Below are 16,771 nucleotides of genomic sequence, written 5' to 3' on the forward strand. Positions count from 1 at the left end.
TAGATTCACGTGGCAAAAATACAACAAATATCTGTAATATGTATGTAAGATACCGGTGAAACGCACGTAATCGTTTGCGTGAGATTTCTCTACTTTTCTGTTCTATTTTATCAGATAATGTGTTACTTTTGCAAACGAAAATAAGCTAATAACTTAAATTTTCAAACAAATTACAGATTAATAAACTTAAAACGTAACAATTATGAAGAAATTCTTTACTCTTATTGCCGCTGTCGCTATGGCAGCAAGTATGAACGCTCAGGGAACTTACGCAGTAGCGGAAGGTGATAAGGTGACAGCTGGTGATCAGATTACATCTGTAAACAATGTAACTTTGACTTATTGCGAGAATGCTGGTACTGCTTTTGCGGTAGGTAAGGCTACGGACAATTGGGCTGATGCAGACTTTACAGCTTATGTTTGTGGTAAGAGCAACGGTAAGTTGGTGTCAGATGCAGCGCCAACTGGTTGTGTTTATAAGTTCGAAACAGTAAAGGCTGGTTCTCTAACAGTAGGTGTTCAGTTGAATGGAAACAAGGGTTTCCATATCCTGGATGCAGAATTTGCTGAGGTAGCTCCTGCTTCTTATAATTTGCCTGCTGCCAAGGATGGTGATTCTCAGGAGTTCACACAGAACGACAAGGGCGAGAATATTGTTTCTGTAAAGTCTAATGGTACTGTAACATTCAGCGTTGCTGAGGGTGGTACATACTATGTACTCGCTGCTGGTACTAAGCTGGGCTTCTTCGGCTTCAAGTATGTGACAGGCACATCTACTGGCATTTCTGATATCCAAGCTCCAAAGTCTTCTAAAGATGGCGCAACATTCAATCTCTTAGGTCAGAAAGTTGCAAATGATGCTAAGGGTATTGTTATCAAGAATGGAAAAAAGTTCATTAATAAATAATTTCCTTTTGAAAGCGTAAAAAGGTTTATCATAGGTTTAAGGATATAGTTTAGTTACCCCCCTGTCGGCAATATGCTGGCAGGGGATTTTTATTTGTTTTATCTTGCGATATAATCTATCTTTTTCTATGATATGGTATGGTTCCGACAAGGTTATCCTATTTGATAACCTTGTCAGTCTTTATTGTCCCATTCGTCAATTCTATCTTTCTGATGTTTACTCCTTTATTGGGAGTAGGTAACTTTGTCCCATTCAGGGTATAGTAAGTGATGGATTTGATGGCGCTATTGCCTACTTCCTGGTTATTCTCTATCTGAGAAATGCCGGTGGAAACGGTAGTTGGATAATACTCATCTACTTCTGAAAGGGCATCCTGGTTTTCTACCTTCATGATATTCTCTACCAGAGAGTTGGCATAGACTTCGATGTTTGTATAATAACCCTTCTCGTCGAGCGAGTAGGTGAGGGCATCAGAAGCGTCGTTTGGATTCAAGCCATTCGCCTTCTCCCATTCGTCTGGTATGCCATCCTTGTCTGTATCAAAGTCGGCAGGACGTGTGCCGGTTCCGAAGTTGTCTTCTGTATATCCATTCACATCTGATACCTTGTCGATGATTCCTGGCGATTGGGTGATGCTTCCTTTGTAAGTAGCGGTACCTGTCTTGGCTTCTTCCATGTATCGAGCATCTATTTCGTCGCGATAGAGGGATGCTCCCACATAGGCTAAAACCTTTTCGTATGCTTCGGCAGCAGAGTGGGTGGTTACTTGTCCTGTTGGAGCTGGTTCATCCATCTTGATTTTGACGCACGACTTGCCACTGATAGTGGTATGAGCCACAGCATCGCCATAGTAGTTGTTCGCGTCCGGACTATAGTATTCACCGTTCAGGCTTGGAATACCCTTGTCGTAGCTTATGCCCTTCCAGTCTTTGTTCTCCGTCTTCTGACCCTTCGTGGTTTCTGTCGTATTACCATTGATATAGTAACGGCTGGTCATGTCGTATAGTTCTGGATGATTTTTGTCGGAGTTGCTCTGTGTAGAAAGTGTGACAAGGGTGATACGGTCTTGGCTTCCTCGCTCTTTACCTGTGCTCACATCCACCTTGAGTCCATTCAAAGTTGTACCTTTCAAACTATGGCTGGGACCAGCCTTGTAGTAGTTGTTGACGATATTGATCTGTCCGCCACCAGGACCGCCATAGCAGGTTCCTTGTGCATTATACATCACGCAGTTACGGAAATCCACGTTTTCAGCCTGCACGGTGTTTTGCCATTTATAGGTATCGTAATCCTTGTTGCTGGTGTATCCTGTCCATCCATATCTGGCACCATTGAATCGAGGACCACGGTTCATGAGATGAGCTACAAAGTTATGGTGGAAGCTTGCCAACTTACCGCCCCAAATACCACCATAGCCGTGTGCTCCCTTGGAGTGACCTGGGTTGGTGAGGCTTTCTGCTACAGTACACCACTGCATGGTGAAATTGTTGTTGTCGTAGAAAGAGGCTACTTCATCAATACTCCAACTCAAGGAGCAATGGTCGTAAATAATGCCGGTCTTGTTGCGCTGCCATGAAGCATCAGCTCCGTCGTTGATGTCTTTCTCTTGTCCACGGCGAATGCGAAGGAAGCGGATGATGTTGTTGCTGCCCGGTTGAACCGTATAATAGCGCAGGGTGATGCCTGGAGATGGGGCAGTCTGTCCAAGAATCGTGATATTGTCTGCGAATTTAAGGTCAGACTTCAGCGCAATCACACCAGCCACATCGAAGACGATGATCTTATTGCCTGACTTGACAGCCTCTCTGAAAGAGCCAGTTCCGCTGTCATTGAGATTCGTTACGTGTACGATTTTGCCGCCTCTACCACCCGTTACGTATCTTCCGTGACCTTCGGCTCCAGGAAAGGCAGGGGCTTGCGCCATGGATGCTGCGCTGATGAGCGAAGCAGCCAATAGTGTAAAAACTTTCTGTTTCATTTGTTTCAGTATGTTATTTTGTTAGATTCTTTTTATCTGATAATTTGTTTTGAAACTAATATATTAACAAAGTTAAGCATAAAATATGTAATAAGTGGAGTTTTCCTTTTCTTTTATATATTTTTATGACAAAATGGGCCTTCTTCATGGTGTGATTGAATGTAGAGAATAAAAAATCCCAGTTTCTCGTCTGTTACAACGTGAAACTGGGATTTGATGTTAGGGGATCTGATAAATGGAATTGTATCCTATCAGATTATTTTGTTTACTTTTACTTCTGGATAAACTTCTTGCCAGCCTTAATAACGACACCCTTGTATTCCTTACCTACCTTCTGACCAGCGAGGTTGTAAGCAGGAGCATTAGCGTCAGCTGCCTCGGGTGTAATGTTGTTGATACCTGTTGGTACAGGAGCAGAGATAGGAGCAAATTCTTTAATGATGTTACCGCTCAACTTAGCTGTGACAAAGATACCAGTTACGTCAAAACCTTCACCATCTGTGATGTTAGTCTTGGTTTTGAATTTGTCGTAAATCATAACTTTATCAGTACCATTTGTAAGATATTGATTAGTATAAGTTCCTGAAGTTTCAGATATTATATTTGCATTCTCTACTGTTACAAGATCGCAAAGATATTTATTTGTTGTGAGGTCTGCTACTGTAACCTTAGTAGGAACTGCGGTTTCTCCGTCTGTAATAGTTAACTTTTCTGCAGATGTATTTGCGGTCTTTGTAGCCTCAGGCAATTCGTTGAAAGGAGAGTATGTAACCTCTACTGTACCATTGATTACCTGATTTACATTTAATTCCAAATCTGTATTGAAGAACTGAATAGCACCTGATGCATCGCGAACATAGTACTCTGTGTTTGTTGCACCTGATTTTGTTGTGTAAACGTTCTTGTAAACTACTTGCGCATTCTTGAGAGTTAAAGTAGCAGTTGTTCCACTTGCCAAAGCCTTGAATGCTGCAATATTTTCAACTTTGGTTTCTTCTACAGGAGGAGTAGGAGTTTCTCCACCACCTTGACCATCAGAGGTGATGTCAACTTTGTCTACATTAAACTGTCCAGCTCTTGTTTTTTCAGCTGTTCCATATGCGTTTTTGTCGCCAACTGTTAATGTTACAGATGAAGAACCATTGGTGTTTTCCCATGTTGCTGTACCACTATTTACATCCACGGTCATTGTGCCTTCTGATGCAGTTACAATGGCCCATTGTCTTTTACCCGCTTTAGATATAGTAAAGACCATTTTTGTCATTTTGGCACCGCTTATGGTAATGGTGTTCTTGGCATAGTGGCGTAGGTCTTTGGAGCTGGTATTTTGGGTTGGTACAGTTTGACCCTTATTTTTCTTTGCTGTAAATGTGAAGTCGCCTGATGTGAAAGTATAGCCGTTGTTTTCCTTGTTGTTTTCATCACTAACAGTTTTAACAGCAAGTTTTGTAAAATCAATGGTTGATACACCAGCAAAGCTGACATTAGCAATTAATGCCAATACAGCGATCATTGAAATGCGTAAAATTTTATTCATAAACGTAAGATTTAAAAGATTAATTAATGTTTTATTTAACTCTTAGGTGAAGAAATTGCAAACGAGCGCAATGAAAGACAACTTTCAGATTGCCGAGTGCTCTTATCTTCTTTTGCAAAGATAGTAAAAATATGAATTGGTTGTTTCAAAAAACGTATTAAAATTTGATGAATATACCAAAAAACACAAAAAAAGGTGGAAAAGAACATTAATAAGTCCTTTTCCACCTCAGTATTTTCTAAATTTTCTGTGTATTACAGTTCTCCTGTGCGTTCAGGTAGCTCTATATCAGCAAGTTATTCTGCCTTTAGTCCCTGCTGTTCCATCTCCAAACTTGCCCAGATAAATGGACCTACACCCTTAGGGTCATTGTCACGGATTGGTTCGCTCATGTAATATTCAAAGCTTCCGTCACGCTTATAGTTTGGCTTCTTTACGTATGGACCATCGCCAGGACCGAGACCGCTTACACTGCAGCACTTGGTCAGACTGATGGTCTTGTCAGGGTTCACCTGGATGAATTCCTTCAAGATTCCCTTGTAAGCCTTGATGCCGGCATCACGATATTGTTCTGCGAGGTAACCCTTGCGATAACCCTTCAGGAGTACATAGGCAAACATGCTGGATGCTGTACTCTCCAGATAGTTGCGAGGATCCTTTACGTCCATCACGTCATACCATACACCGGTTTTCTTATCCTGATACTTCACGACACTTGCCATCGCCTTGTTGAGCAGTTCGATCACTTCACCACGGCGGGCATAGTCCTCTGGCATTGCATCGAGACATTCGGTCATTGCCATCACATACCATCCCAAGGCTCTTGCCCAGGTATGCTGGCTCTTACCATTTTCTTTGTCAGCCCAGAACTGCTGATGTGTCTCATCCCAAGCATGTTTCCAGAGCTGAGTCTTTTCATCGTATGTACGCTTGTCAGTCTTGATCATCTGGTCAACGGCATCATCGAGGTATTTCTTTGCCTTCTTTGGTTTCATGGTCTGCACCGCATAGTTGCAGTAGAAAGGCAAGCCCATAAAGATACCGTCGAGCCAAACCTGATTGGCATAGATAGCTTTGTGCCAATAAACACCTTCCTTGGTACGAGGTTGCTTCTGCAACTGCTTGAAGAGTGTCTTCAGTGCCTTGTCGGTACCCTCAGAAGGGAAGAGATTGTGCATACGGAGGATGAATTTAGCCGTGCGAACATTGTCGAGATTGAAATCCTCGTACTTGTAACCGGTGATATTGCCCTGTTCGTCAATCATCTTGGCAGGGTATTCCTTCAGGTAGTTGAGGATAGCCTCATTGTTGGCTTCTGCATCCTTGCCCTTGAAAGTGCTCTTTTTGTCCTTATAATATAAATAGGTGTCGAGCATACCTTCCATCTCGATGCCCATCACGTAGCTCCACTTAGGTTTGCTGCTGAAATCGAGCAGGTATGGATGAGCCACACGGCTCATCTCGCTATGGGTAAGCCACTCGCTGTATGCCTGGTATGGACGGTCTTCCTTGTTGAGAACGAGGGAACCGTTGATGATGAGATTGTCGAACTTCACATCACGGGTCTTGCCGGTAATCTTGACAGGCTGTTTGATGACGCCATCAAACTTACAGTTCTTGACGGTGATATCAGTTACGTTCTCTACCTGGTCGCGACCAACGATGAGCACGCCATAGTTGCTCTTCTTGCAGGTTACATTTTCCACATACACCTGAGATACGCTTGGTTCAAAACCGCGATAGCAGATCTCCTTTGGCTCGTAGTCGAGGTTGATCTTTACGACAGCTTCCTTACATTGTCCCACAGTGACGTTGCGCATGTTGATGTTCTTGATGACACCACCGCGGCAGTTGTTGGTCTTGATGCGCAGGATGCGGTCGAGGTGAGGAGAGTCCATTTCGCAATCTTCTGCATATACATTCTCGCATCCGCCAGAGATTTCACTTCCGATTACCACACCTCCATGTCCATCTTCCATCTTACAGTTGCGGATGATGATGTTTTTGGAAGGTTGGTTCCAGAGGCGACCATCATTGTTGCGTCCGCTCTTGATGGCGATACAGTCATCGCCGGTATGGAAGATACAGTTCTGGATAAGCACATTCTCGCAAGCCTCAGGGTCGCATCCGTCACCATTAGGACCTTCATTCCAGATGGTCACACCATCTACGGTGATGTTCTTGGAGAGCAGAGGATGGATAACCCAGAAAGGAGAGTTGAGCATCTTGACACCCTGGATGAGGATGCGCTCAGAACGTACGAAGTTGACGAGCTGTGGGCGCAGCCCTTGTCCCTTACCAAATTTTCTTTCGTCGAAAGGCACGCCGTCTTCAGCCTGTTTCAGCAATTTGGCACGTGAGCCGAGTCGCTGTGCTTCCTTGGTTATGCCTTCCTGATAACCGAAACGTGGATGCCCATTCATAGGCCACCAGGTCTCGTTGTTACCACCACCGTCGATGGTACCCTTACCCGTGATGGCGATGTCAGTCACCTTGTAGCCATAGATGCATGGAGAATAGTTCCAACAAGCCAGACCTTCCCAAGAAGTACGGACGAGTGGATAGAGATTGGTATCGAAAGCGAATTTCAGCGTCGCACCTTCCTCGAGAACGAGGTTGACATGACTTTTCATTTCGATGGCACCTGTGTTCCAGGTTCCTTTCGGTACAATCACCTTACCGCCACCTTTTTTGGAAACCAGAGAGATGAGTCGGTTGATAGCCTTCTGGTTTTGGGCTGCAGACGCATTGGTCTTGGCACCAAAAGAAGAGATGACAAACTGGCGCTCATGAAGTTGAGGCTTTAGAATACTTTGTTCGATCTGCTTGTACTCCTGTTCGTTCCATCCCGATGCAAAAGCGAGGGTAGGGAAGAGTAGTAAGGCAAGCAGCAACGTTTTTAAGTGTTTCATGCTTGTTGTTCTGTTTGTAGATTTATATTAAATTTTGATTTGGCTTGGTTTAGAACCTTATCTTTTATAAAGATACTGCAAAGATACGATTTTATTTTGTAATGTACACGCACACAATGTTAAAAAAGTAATTTTGCCTTAAAAAAGTTTGGAGATAATCGGAAAAAGGCGTATATTTGCACCCGTAATACTTTAAAGCCGTTTGCTTCAAAGTATTCATTTTTGGTTGGCTACGTCCTGTAACCAACCTTTTTTATGTTAAAATTTTGGTGGTTTCTCAGAAAATTATTATCTTTGCCAACGATAATTAACTTATATTGTGCAATTCTTAAAAAAAATAGCCTATTGATAAGACATTTACTTAATTAAAAATAAAGGATTAAGAAATGAGAAATCTACAAGATTTGACCGACGAGGAGTTGGCCCTTCTTTATGTCGAAGGTAACAATCGTGCCTTTGACTTACTGCTTTCGCGCAATGAAGTGAAGTTGTTTACATACATCATGTTCTTTGTGCGTGATCAAGAGGTGGCTAATGACATCTTCCAGGAAACCTTTTTGAAGGTGGTAAGCAAACTTCAGAACCACGAATATTCTGCAAACGGAAAATTCGGAGGCTGGTTGTTGCGTATTGCTCATAACGTCATGATGGATATGTATCGTGGTCAGCGCTATAAGTATGTCGTAGAATCGAAAGACGACAATGATCTGTCTAATATCAGTGGTGATGATTTGTTGGAAGCAAATGCAGAAGTTAATTTGATTAATATCCAGATTCTTTCTGATGTCAGAAAGATGATGGAGCAGTTGCCTATTTTACAGCGTGAAGTAGTGTATATGCGCTACTATCAGCAACTCACATTCAAGGAAATCGCTGAGGCTACAGGTGTAAGTATCAATACCAGTCTCGGAAGAATGCGCTATGCTCTTCTCAATCTTCGCAGAATGGCTAAGAAGCATGACGTATATCTTCAGTTAGACTAGTATTGGATATTTTATTTCCGGAGGCTTAATCCTCTGGCTGTTTCAATTCTTTGAGGGCATGGATGGTGGAAATAGGATCTGTGCTCTTAAACACATAACTTCCACTTACCAGTACGTTGACTCCTGCTTTGGCCAGGCGTGGGGCTGTTTCTGCCTGTACGCCACCATCTACTTCGATGAGGGCGTTGGAGTGTGAATCCTTGATGAGTTTTCTCAGTCTTTCCACCTTCTTGATGGTGTTCTCGATGAACTTCTGTCCTCCGAAACCTGGGTTTACACTCATCAGCAATACCATATCTACATCGCAGATGATATCTTCCAGTACGCAGACTGGAGTAGATGGATTCAGTGTAACACCTGCTTTCATGCCAGCTGCATGAATCTGCTGGATGATACGGTGCAGGTGGGTACATGCTTCGTAATGTACATTCATCATCATGGCACCAGTCTTGGCAGTCTGCTCGATGTATTCTTCCGGATGTGCTATCATGAAATGCACATCAAGAGGTTTTTTGCAAACCTTGGCTACGGCTTCAAGAACAGGAAAACCAAAAGAGATATTGGGCACGAATACCCCATCCATAATGTCCATGTGGAGCCAGTCGGCTTCACTCTGATTAATCATTTCAACTTCGCTTTTCAGATCCAAAAAATTGGCTGAAAGCAAAGATGGTGATACCAATGTCTTCATATTTTGAGTTCGTTAGTTAAGACAGTACACCTCGTACTTACCATTCCTCTTAATCGTTCGATAGGTGTATGCTATCTGTTTGATAATGCTGATCGTCCTTTTGGATGGTCTCATTTCTTCGGAAGTAAAAACTTGCTTCATAGGCGTTACTGTTATGATAGTTAATATAATGATACTAAGATTCAGTTTATTTCTTCATCTTTATTAGTATAACGAAAGATTTTCTACTTTATTACATTTGAAATGTATTTTTTTATCAACTTGACTCTTGCCTTATTATATATAATAATGTATAGTGGCTTGAAACACTTGATTTTACCCCCAAAAGTAGCTTTTAATTACTTATTTCTGTTAAATTCTAAAATTTTTCGCCAAAAAGTTTGTAGTTTAATAGAAAAAGCGTACTTTTGCAATTGAATTTAAAAATAAACAATATGATGACAACATTCGTATCTTCAACAGCATGGTGGTGGCGTATCTCAAGATTTAAAAAGTCGTGAGACGATAAGCCGTGCGTGGATATGAATCCATGATATAATTAAGGCCTGCCGTACTTACGACAGGTCTTTTTTCATATATTTACCTTAGGAATGGGGGATTGGGAATAGAAAATAAAAATAAAATATAGGAGAATAAACTATGGAAATGAAGGACATTTTGAACAGAATGTTGAATCACGAGGAACTTTCCCGTGAGGAAACCAAGAACATCATCGTGGGTATCACCAAGAGTGAGTTCCCTGAGGAGCAGATTACCGCTTTGCTTACCGGTTTGCAGATGCGAGGCGTTACCGTAGATGAACTGTTGGGCTTCCGTGATGGTATCTTGGCTACCGGCGTTCCTGCCATCTTAGATTGCGACCGATACATTGATGTGGTTGGTACAGGTGGCGACCGCAAGAATACTTTCAATATTTCTACTACCGCTTGCTTCGTCATTGCTGGTGCTGGTTATAAGGTTGCCAAGCATGGTAATTATGCGGCTACTTCTGTGAGCGGTGCTTCGAATGTCATCAAAAACCATGGTGTGCAGTTTACTGATGATTTGGATAAGTTGAACCGTTCTATCAATGAGACTGGTATCGTCTATCTCCATGCCCAACTCTTTGCCAAGGCAATGAAGTTTGTTGGTCCTATCCGTAAGGCACTCCAATTCCCAACCGTTTTTAATCTCCTCGGTCCATTGGTTAATCCAAGTCTGCCTAAATGCCAGTTGCTCGGTGTAGCCAACCTGGACCAGATGCGACTCTATAATCAGGTTTATCAGAAGTTAGGCATCGACTATGGTATTGTAAATAGCATCGACGGTTACGATGAGATTTCCCTGACCAGTGATTTCAAGGTAACGACCAATCATTATGAGCGCATCTTCAAGCCACAGGATCTTGGTTTTGAAATTGCTAAACCTGAGGAAGTTAGAGGTGGTGCTACAGAGGAAGAGGCTAAGGAAATCTTTGATGCCGTACTTGAGAACCGTGCATTGCCTGCCCAGAAGAATATCGTACTTGCCAATGCCGCCTTCGGTATTCAGGTTATGGAGAAGGGAAAGAAGAGTATTGAGGAATGTGTGGAGATTGCACGAGAGAGCATCGATAGTGGCAAGGCACTCGCTACATTCAAGAAATTTGTAGAACTGAATAGTTAAGTATAGAGTGAAGAACGAAGAGTGAATAGTGAAGAATTCAAATGTTTGAGGGCGTATGCCTCATTTCTCATTTAACATTTAACATTGAAAATGGCTGATATTTTAGAAGAGATTGTCGCTCATAAGCGAATCGAGATAGAACAGCGCAAGCGCTTCATCCAACCCCGGCAGATGATTTCCCTGACGGAACAGAAGATGCAGGCGGATGACGGACTGGTACCTGGAGGCAGCATGCGCAAGGCACTGATGGAGTCCTCTACGGGTATCATCGCTGAGTTTAAGAGAAAATCACCGTCCAAGGGATGGATCAAGGAGGAGGGTAAGGCAAGTATCATCCCGTTGGCTTATCAGGAGAATGGAGCTTCAGCTCTCAGCATCCTTACCGATATCGACTACTTCGGCGGTTATGATGAGTTTATACAGGAGGCTCGCCACGTGGGGGTTCATATACCTATATTATATAAGAACTTCGTTATCGAGGAATACCAACTCCTGCAGGCGAGATATTGCGGTGCTTCTGCCGTACTCCTGATAGCTGCCTGTCTGACGAAAGAGGAATGTAAGCGTCTTCTTGATATGGCGCACCAACTCGGAATGGAAGTACTCTTGGAGATGCACAACGACCGGGATTTCGAATATGCAGAACTCGAACCTGATATGTATGGCATCAACAATCGCAATCTCGGTACGTTTGTTACCGATGTGGAAAACAGTTTCCGCCTGGCAGAGCAGTTGCCGAAGGATGTGTGCAGAGTCAGCGAAAGCGGTATCTCCCATCCGCAAGTTGTCAAAAGGCTCCGTGAGGAAGGCGGTTTCCGTGGCTTCCTGATGGGAGAGCAGTTTATGAAACAGGCTGACCCGGGACAAGGACTTGCGGATTTTCTGAAGCAACTGGAAATCAATGATGCGTTCAGATGAAAATACTAACGAGAAAAAAGAAAGAGAAATGAATACAGATAAAATGTTGGTTAAGGTGTGTGGTATGCGTGATGCCGATAACATTCGCGAAGTTTCCCAACTCGGGGTTGATATGATAGGATTCATCTTCTATCCGAAGTCACCGCGGTTTGTGCAGATGATCAGCAGCAAGGCTGGCATTATACCAGACTACTCGGAAGAGCGTATCGAACTTGCGATGGCGCGTAAGACTGCTGAGACTCAAAAGCAACCGGCAAGGGTGGGAGTCTTTGTGGATGATATGCCCCAGAACATCGTGACACGTGTCTATAATTACCGTCTCGACTACATCCAGTTGCATGGTAATGAACCTCGTGAAACCATCGAGAATCTCCGTGCTACCATCGATCCCGACATCAAACCCAATATCAGGATCATCAAGGCTATCAGCGTAAGCTCAGCCGAGGATATCCAGAAATATAAGGAGTATGCAGGCGCTGTTGACCTCTTCCTTTTCGACACCAAATGTAAGACGGTCGGTGGATGTGGTGAGCAGTTTGATTGGCAAGTTCTGCAGCAGTACGATGGCGAGACCCCATTCCTCCTGAGTGGCGGTATCGGACCGGAAGATGTAGAACGGCTGAAAGCCTTCCAGCACCCGAAGTGTATCGGTATCGATTTGAATTCGAAATTTGAAATCGAACCTGCTCTGAAAGATGTAGAGAAACTCAGGAAATTCCTTTTAAAGGTAAAAAGGTAAAAAAGTAAAAAGGTAAAAAGAGCATTCTTGCTCTTAAAGGTAAAAAAACAAAAAAATGAATAAGATAAATGCATTATTTGCAAACAATAAAGACCGCAAGCTTTTGAGCTTGTATTTCTGTGCCGGTTGTCCAACCTTCGAGGGCACAGGTGCTGTCATCAAATCCATGGAACGCCATGGCATCGATATGATTGAGGTAGGCATTCCTTTCAGTGACCCTTTGGCTGACGGACCAGTCATCCAGAGTGCAGGTACCAAAGCCTTGAAGAACGGAATGACCGTGAAGGCGCTCTTCGGTCAGCTCAAGGCCATCAAGGATGAAGTGCAATTGCCATTGGTTCTGATGGGTTACCTCAACCCTATCATGCACTATGGCATCGAGGCTTTCTTCCAGAGTTGTGTGGAGAGCGGTGTGAGTGGCACCATCATTCCAGACCTTCCTTTCGATGACTATCTGAAAGTGGTGAAGCCGATTGCCGACAAGTATGACATCCGTGTCATCATGATGATTACACCGGAGACCAGCGAGGAGCGCATCCGATTCATCGATGAGCATACCGATGGTTTCATCTATATGGTCAGTTCAGCCAGCATCACAGGAGCACAGAGTAGTTTTGGTGATGCCAAACTCGCTTATTTCAATCATATCAACAGTATGAATCTCCGCAACCCTCGTATGATTGGTTTCGGAATCAGTAACAAGCAGACTCTGACCAGTGCACAGGACAATGCAGCTGGTGCTATCATTGGAAGTAAATTCGTGACATTACTCAATGAAGTGGGTGATCCGGACAAGGCGCTCGATCTGCTTTTCGAGGCACTCAAGAAGTAAGTGAAGAGTGAAGAACGAAGAGTGAAGAATTCATCAGTTTCGTTTGTGACTCAAGGGCGAAAGCCTAATTAAACATTTTACATTTTACATTTGTCATTTGTCATTTTACATTTGTCATTTGTCATTTAATATTAGATTGCGATGTATCAAGTTGACGATAAAGGATTTTTTGGAAAATTCGGTGGCGCATACGTGCCAGAGATATTATATAAATGTGTGACAGAACTCCAGGAGGCTTACAAGCCTATCATCGAGAGTGAGGAATTCAAGAAAGAGTATTACGCTCTGCTGAAAGATTATGTGGGTCGTCCTTCACCTCTCTATTATGCCAAGCGCATGAGTGAGAAGTACGGATGCCAGCTCTATCTGAAGCGTGAAGACCTGAACCATACTGGTGCTCATAAGATCAATAATACCATCGGTCAGATTCTGATGGCAAAGAAGATGGGCAAGACCCGTATCATTGCCGAGACAGGTGCTGGTCAGCATGGTGTGGCTACAGCTACGGTCTGCGCTCTGATGGATATGAAGTGCGAAATCTTCATGGGTGCTACCGACGTTGAGCGTCAGCATACCAATGTGGAACGTATGAAGATGTTGGGGGCTAAGGTTAATCCTGTAAGAACGGGTAATATGACCTTGAGCGATGCCTGTTCAGAAGCTATCCGCGACTGGTGCTGTCATCCTCAGGATACTTTCTATATCGTGGGCAGTACGATGGGCCCACATCCTTACCCTGATATCGTGGCAAAGATGCAGAGTGTGATTTCAGAGGAACTGAAATGGCAGTTGGAAGAGAAGATTGGCCGTGATTATCCTGACTATCTTATCGCTTGTGTGGGTGGCGGAAGTAATGCTGCGGGTACCATCTATCACTATATCGATGACGAGCGTGTGCAGATTTACTTGGCTGAGGCTGCCGGTCATGGTATCGATACCAACTATACGGCTGCTACCATGCACTGCGGTACAGAAGGTATCATTCATGGTGCGCGTACCCTCGTGATGCAGACCGAAGACGGACAGATAGAAGAAGCCTTCACCATCAGTGCCGGTTTGGATTATCCAGGCATCGGACCAATGCATGCCGACTTGGCTACCCGTGGCCGTAGTCATGTGCTTGCCATCAAAGATGATGAGGCTATCTATGCTGGATATGAGTTGACCCGTATGGAGGGTATCATTCCTGCTATCGAGAGTGCCCATGCTGTGGCTGCCTTGAAGAAGATGAAATTCAAGAAGGACGATGTCGTTGTGCTCACAGTTTCTGGACGTGGTGACAAGGACGTGGAGACCTACTTGAGTCATAAGGAAATGGCTAAAGAATACGGAGATTTTTAAAATTAGAGGCTTTAAGCTTCACCATCAAGCGAAGCCTGCTTCATGTGTCAATGCAATAGGCTTCGTTGGTCATTGAAGCCTGCTTCATGTGTCAATGCAATAGGCTTCATTTTTTTATCGTTTAAAATATGAGTAGATTCAATTATACAACAAAGACTCGCAAGATTCTCGCCGATCTCTATACACCGGTGGGAGTCTATATGCGACTTCGTGACATATATCCCCAGTCTGCCTTGATGGAGAGTTCCGACTACCATGGCTCAGAGAACTCTCGTTCCTTCATCGGCGTACATCCGATGGCAAGCATCGCTGTGGGACACGGTATCGTGACAGTCACTTATCCCGATGGCAAGGTGGAAAAACAGGAACTCCCTGCCTTCGGTGAGGGAAAGGGTGAGGAGTGTAAACTCGCCATCTCCAAGGCAATCAATGACTTTGTCAAGTCTTTCCATGTGGAGGGAGAGGGCAAGGACTTCTGTGGACTCTATGGTTTCACCACTTTCAATGCGGTACGCTACTTTGAGAATATCCCGGTAAAGGATACGACGATGGAAAAGAATGATGCGCCGGATATCTATTATATCATGTATAAGGACATCATCGTTTTCGATCATTACAACAATACGATGGAACTGATTGCGCTGAGTGATGCAGAAGGTTCTGCTGGTGAGGCTGAACTGGATGCGCTCCTGAAGGCTATCAACAAGGCAAATGTGAAACCATACGACTTCCATCCTGTGGGAGATACGACTTCTACGCTTACTGATGAGCAGCATAAGGAGAATGTAAGAAAGTGCATCCAGCACTGTTTGCGTGGTGATGTCTTCCAGATTGTGGTCAGTCGCCGTTTCGTCCAGAAGTATGAGGGTGATGATTTCAAACTCTACCGTGCGCTTCGTAGTATCAATCCATCACCATACCTCTTCTATTTTGATTTCGGCGGATACCGTATCTTCGGTTCTTCTCCAGAAACCCACAACCGTATCGTAGGCAACAAGGCATTCATAGATCCTATTGCCGGTACTACTAAGCGTACAGGCGATATCGAACAGGACCGCAAGGCTGCTGAGTTCCTGCGCAATGATCCGAAAGAGAATGCAGAGCATGTGATGTTGGTGGATCTGGCACGCAATGACCTGAGTCGCAACTGTCATGGTGTGAAGGTAGATTTCTATAAGGATATGCAGTTCTACAGCCATGTCATTCATCTCGTAAGTCGTGTAAGTGGTACGCTTGATAAGGATGCTGATCATATCAAGGAGTTTATCGATACTTTCCCAGCAGGTACGCTGAGTGGTGCTCCTAAGGTTCGTGCCATGCAGATTATCTCAGAACTGGAGCCTCACAACCGAGGTGCTTATGGCGGTTGCATCGGATTTATCGGACTGAATGGTGACCTCAATCAGGCCATCGTTATCCGTACCTTTATCAGTCGTAATGGTGAGCTCTGGTTCCAGGCGGGTAGTGGTGTCGTAGCAAAAAGCAATGACCAGTATGAACTGGAAGAGTGTAATAACAAGTTGGGTGCACTCACCAAGGCTATCCATATTGCAGAGCAGTTGTAGGATAGTGATGTAAGTGAAGAGTGAAGAATGAAGAGTGAAGAATTCAAATGCTTCCAGTAAGCACTAAACATTAAATATTTTATAAAGATGAAAGTAGTAATCATAGATAATTACGATTCCTTCACCTATAATCTGGCTCATCTGGTAAAAGAGTTAGGTGCAGAGGTGACGGTATTCCGCAACGATCAGTTCCAATTGCGCGAACTAGACCGTTTCGACAAGATCATCCTGAGTCCGGGACCTGGTATTCCTTCTGAGGCAGGTCTTCTGATGGATGTCATCAAGACTTATGCTGGCAGAAAACCAATGTTGGGTGTCTGTCTGGGTCATCAGGCGATAGGTGAGGCTTTTGGCGCCAAACTTACCAATCTCTCTGAAGTATATCATGGAGTTGCTACTCCTTGTACTCAGTTTGGTAATGATCCTATTTTTGCTGGTATGTCTAAGCGTATAGAGATAGGTCGTTATCATTCATGGGTAGTGGATAGAACAAATTTCCCAGAGTGTCTTGATGTGACAGCAGTGAGCGATGACGGTTGCATCATGGGTTTGAAGCACAAGCATTATGATATCCATGGTATTCAGTTCCATCCGGAAAGTGTACTGACTCCAGAGGGCAAGACGATTATCAAGAATTGGCTTGCCTTCGACGGTGAAGATTTTGATAAGAGTTGGACATAGTGGATATAAAACCTCGAACAGAATTTTCCGTGATAAAGGAAGA

Annotated in this window: 13 protein-coding genes; 9 read left to right on the plus strand and 4 right to left on the minus strand. The window is 43.8% G+C overall.

Translation table 11 applies throughout. The features are described from left to right. The first annotated feature begins 202 nt into the window (after positions 1-202). Complete coding sequence (locus KUA50_RS01650; RefSeq protein ID WP_218457475.1) at positions 203-907, plus strand: hypothetical protein; 705 nt, start codon at positions 203-205, stop codon at positions 905-907. A 157-nt stretch (positions 908-1,064) separates the two neighbouring features. Here KUA50_RS01650 and KUA50_RS01655 read toward each other — a convergent pair whose 3' ends face one another. The 3 genes from KUA50_RS01655 to KUA50_RS01665 form a co-directional block, all read right to left on the minus strand. Then, positions 1,065-2,885 carry a pectate lyase gene (locus KUA50_RS01655; RefSeq protein WP_218457474.1) on the minus strand — a complete coding sequence of 607 codons (1,821 nt, stop codon included), beginning with the start codon at positions 2,883-2,885 and terminating at the stop codon, positions 1,065-1,067. A gap of 271 nt (positions 2,886-3,156) precedes the next feature. Continuing rightward, entirely contained in the window at positions 3,157-4,422 is a 1,266-nt protein-coding gene (locus tag KUA50_RS01660) for a hypothetical protein (protein ID WP_218457485.1), read from the minus strand. Positions 4,423-4,718: 296 nt separating this feature from the next. Further along, on the minus strand, positions 4,719-7,334 hold the full coding sequence (locus KUA50_RS01665; protein ID WP_218457473.1) for a glycoside hydrolase family 88 protein: 2,616 nt from the start codon (positions 7,332-7,334) through the stop codon (positions 4,719-4,721). Between the two features lie 386 nt (positions 7,335-7,720). Here KUA50_RS01665 and KUA50_RS01670 point away from each other — a divergent pair, with 386 nt between their 5' ends. After that, complete coding sequence (locus KUA50_RS01670; protein ID WP_022111383.1) at positions 7,721-8,317, plus strand: RNA polymerase sigma factor; 597 nt, start codon at positions 7,721-7,723, stop codon at positions 8,315-8,317. 25 nt (positions 8,318-8,342) lie between these two features. Here the strand turns inward: KUA50_RS01670 and rpe are convergent, their stop codons facing one another. Further along, positions 8,343-9,008 (minus strand): ribulose-phosphate 3-epimerase, encoded by a 666-nt coding sequence (gene rpe, locus KUA50_RS01675; protein ID WP_218457472.1) that lies wholly within the window; start codon positions 9,006-9,008, stop codon positions 8,343-8,345. A gap of 639 nt (positions 9,009-9,647) precedes the next feature. Between rpe and trpD the strand changes: the two genes are divergently transcribed. From trpD to KUA50_RS01710, 7 genes are all read left to right on the plus strand, one after another. Continuing rightward, positions 9,648-10,652 carry an anthranilate phosphoribosyltransferase gene (trpD, locus tag KUA50_RS01680; protein ID WP_218457471.1) on the plus strand — a complete coding sequence of 335 codons (1,005 nt, stop codon included), beginning with the start codon at positions 9,648-9,650 and terminating at the stop codon, positions 10,650-10,652. A gap of 90 nt (positions 10,653-10,742) precedes the next feature. After that, a complete protein-coding gene (gene trpC / locus KUA50_RS01685; protein WP_218457470.1) occupies positions 10,743-11,570 on the plus strand; it encodes an indole-3-glycerol phosphate synthase TrpC in 828 nt (275 codons plus the stop codon). Positions 11,571-11,613: 43 nt separating this feature from the next. Further along, on the plus strand, positions 11,614-12,309 hold the full coding sequence (locus KUA50_RS01690; protein ID WP_218457483.1) for a phosphoribosylanthranilate isomerase: 696 nt from the start codon (positions 11,614-11,616) through the stop codon (positions 12,307-12,309). A gap of 55 nt (positions 12,310-12,364) precedes the next feature. After that, on the plus strand, positions 12,365-13,141 hold the full coding sequence (gene trpA, locus KUA50_RS01695; RefSeq protein WP_218457469.1) for a tryptophan synthase subunit alpha: 777 nt from the start codon (positions 12,365-12,367) through the stop codon (positions 13,139-13,141). Positions 13,142-13,282: 141 nt separating this feature from the next. Next, the gene (gene trpB / locus KUA50_RS01700; protein ID WP_022111389.1) at positions 13,283-14,482 is read left to right on the plus strand and encodes a tryptophan synthase subunit beta; all 1,200 of its coding nucleotides are present in this window, start codon (positions 13,283-13,285) and stop codon (positions 14,480-14,482) included. A gap of 128 nt (positions 14,483-14,610) precedes the next feature. Then, positions 14,611-16,047, plus strand: a complete 1,437-nt coding sequence (locus tag KUA50_RS01705) for an anthranilate synthase component I family protein (protein WP_218457468.1) — start codon at positions 14,611-14,613, stop codon at positions 16,045-16,047. An 87-nt stretch (positions 16,048-16,134) separates the two neighbouring features. Then, positions 16,135-16,728, plus strand: a complete 594-nt coding sequence (locus KUA50_RS01710; RefSeq protein ID WP_218457467.1) for an anthranilate synthase component II — start codon at positions 16,135-16,137, stop codon at positions 16,726-16,728. Positions 16,729-16,771 lie beyond the last annotated feature (43 nt).

Origin of the sequence: Segatella hominis, from assembly GCF_019249725.2 — a bacterium.
Classification (GTDB): Bacteria; Bacteroidota; Bacteroidia; order Bacteroidales; family Bacteroidaceae; genus Prevotella.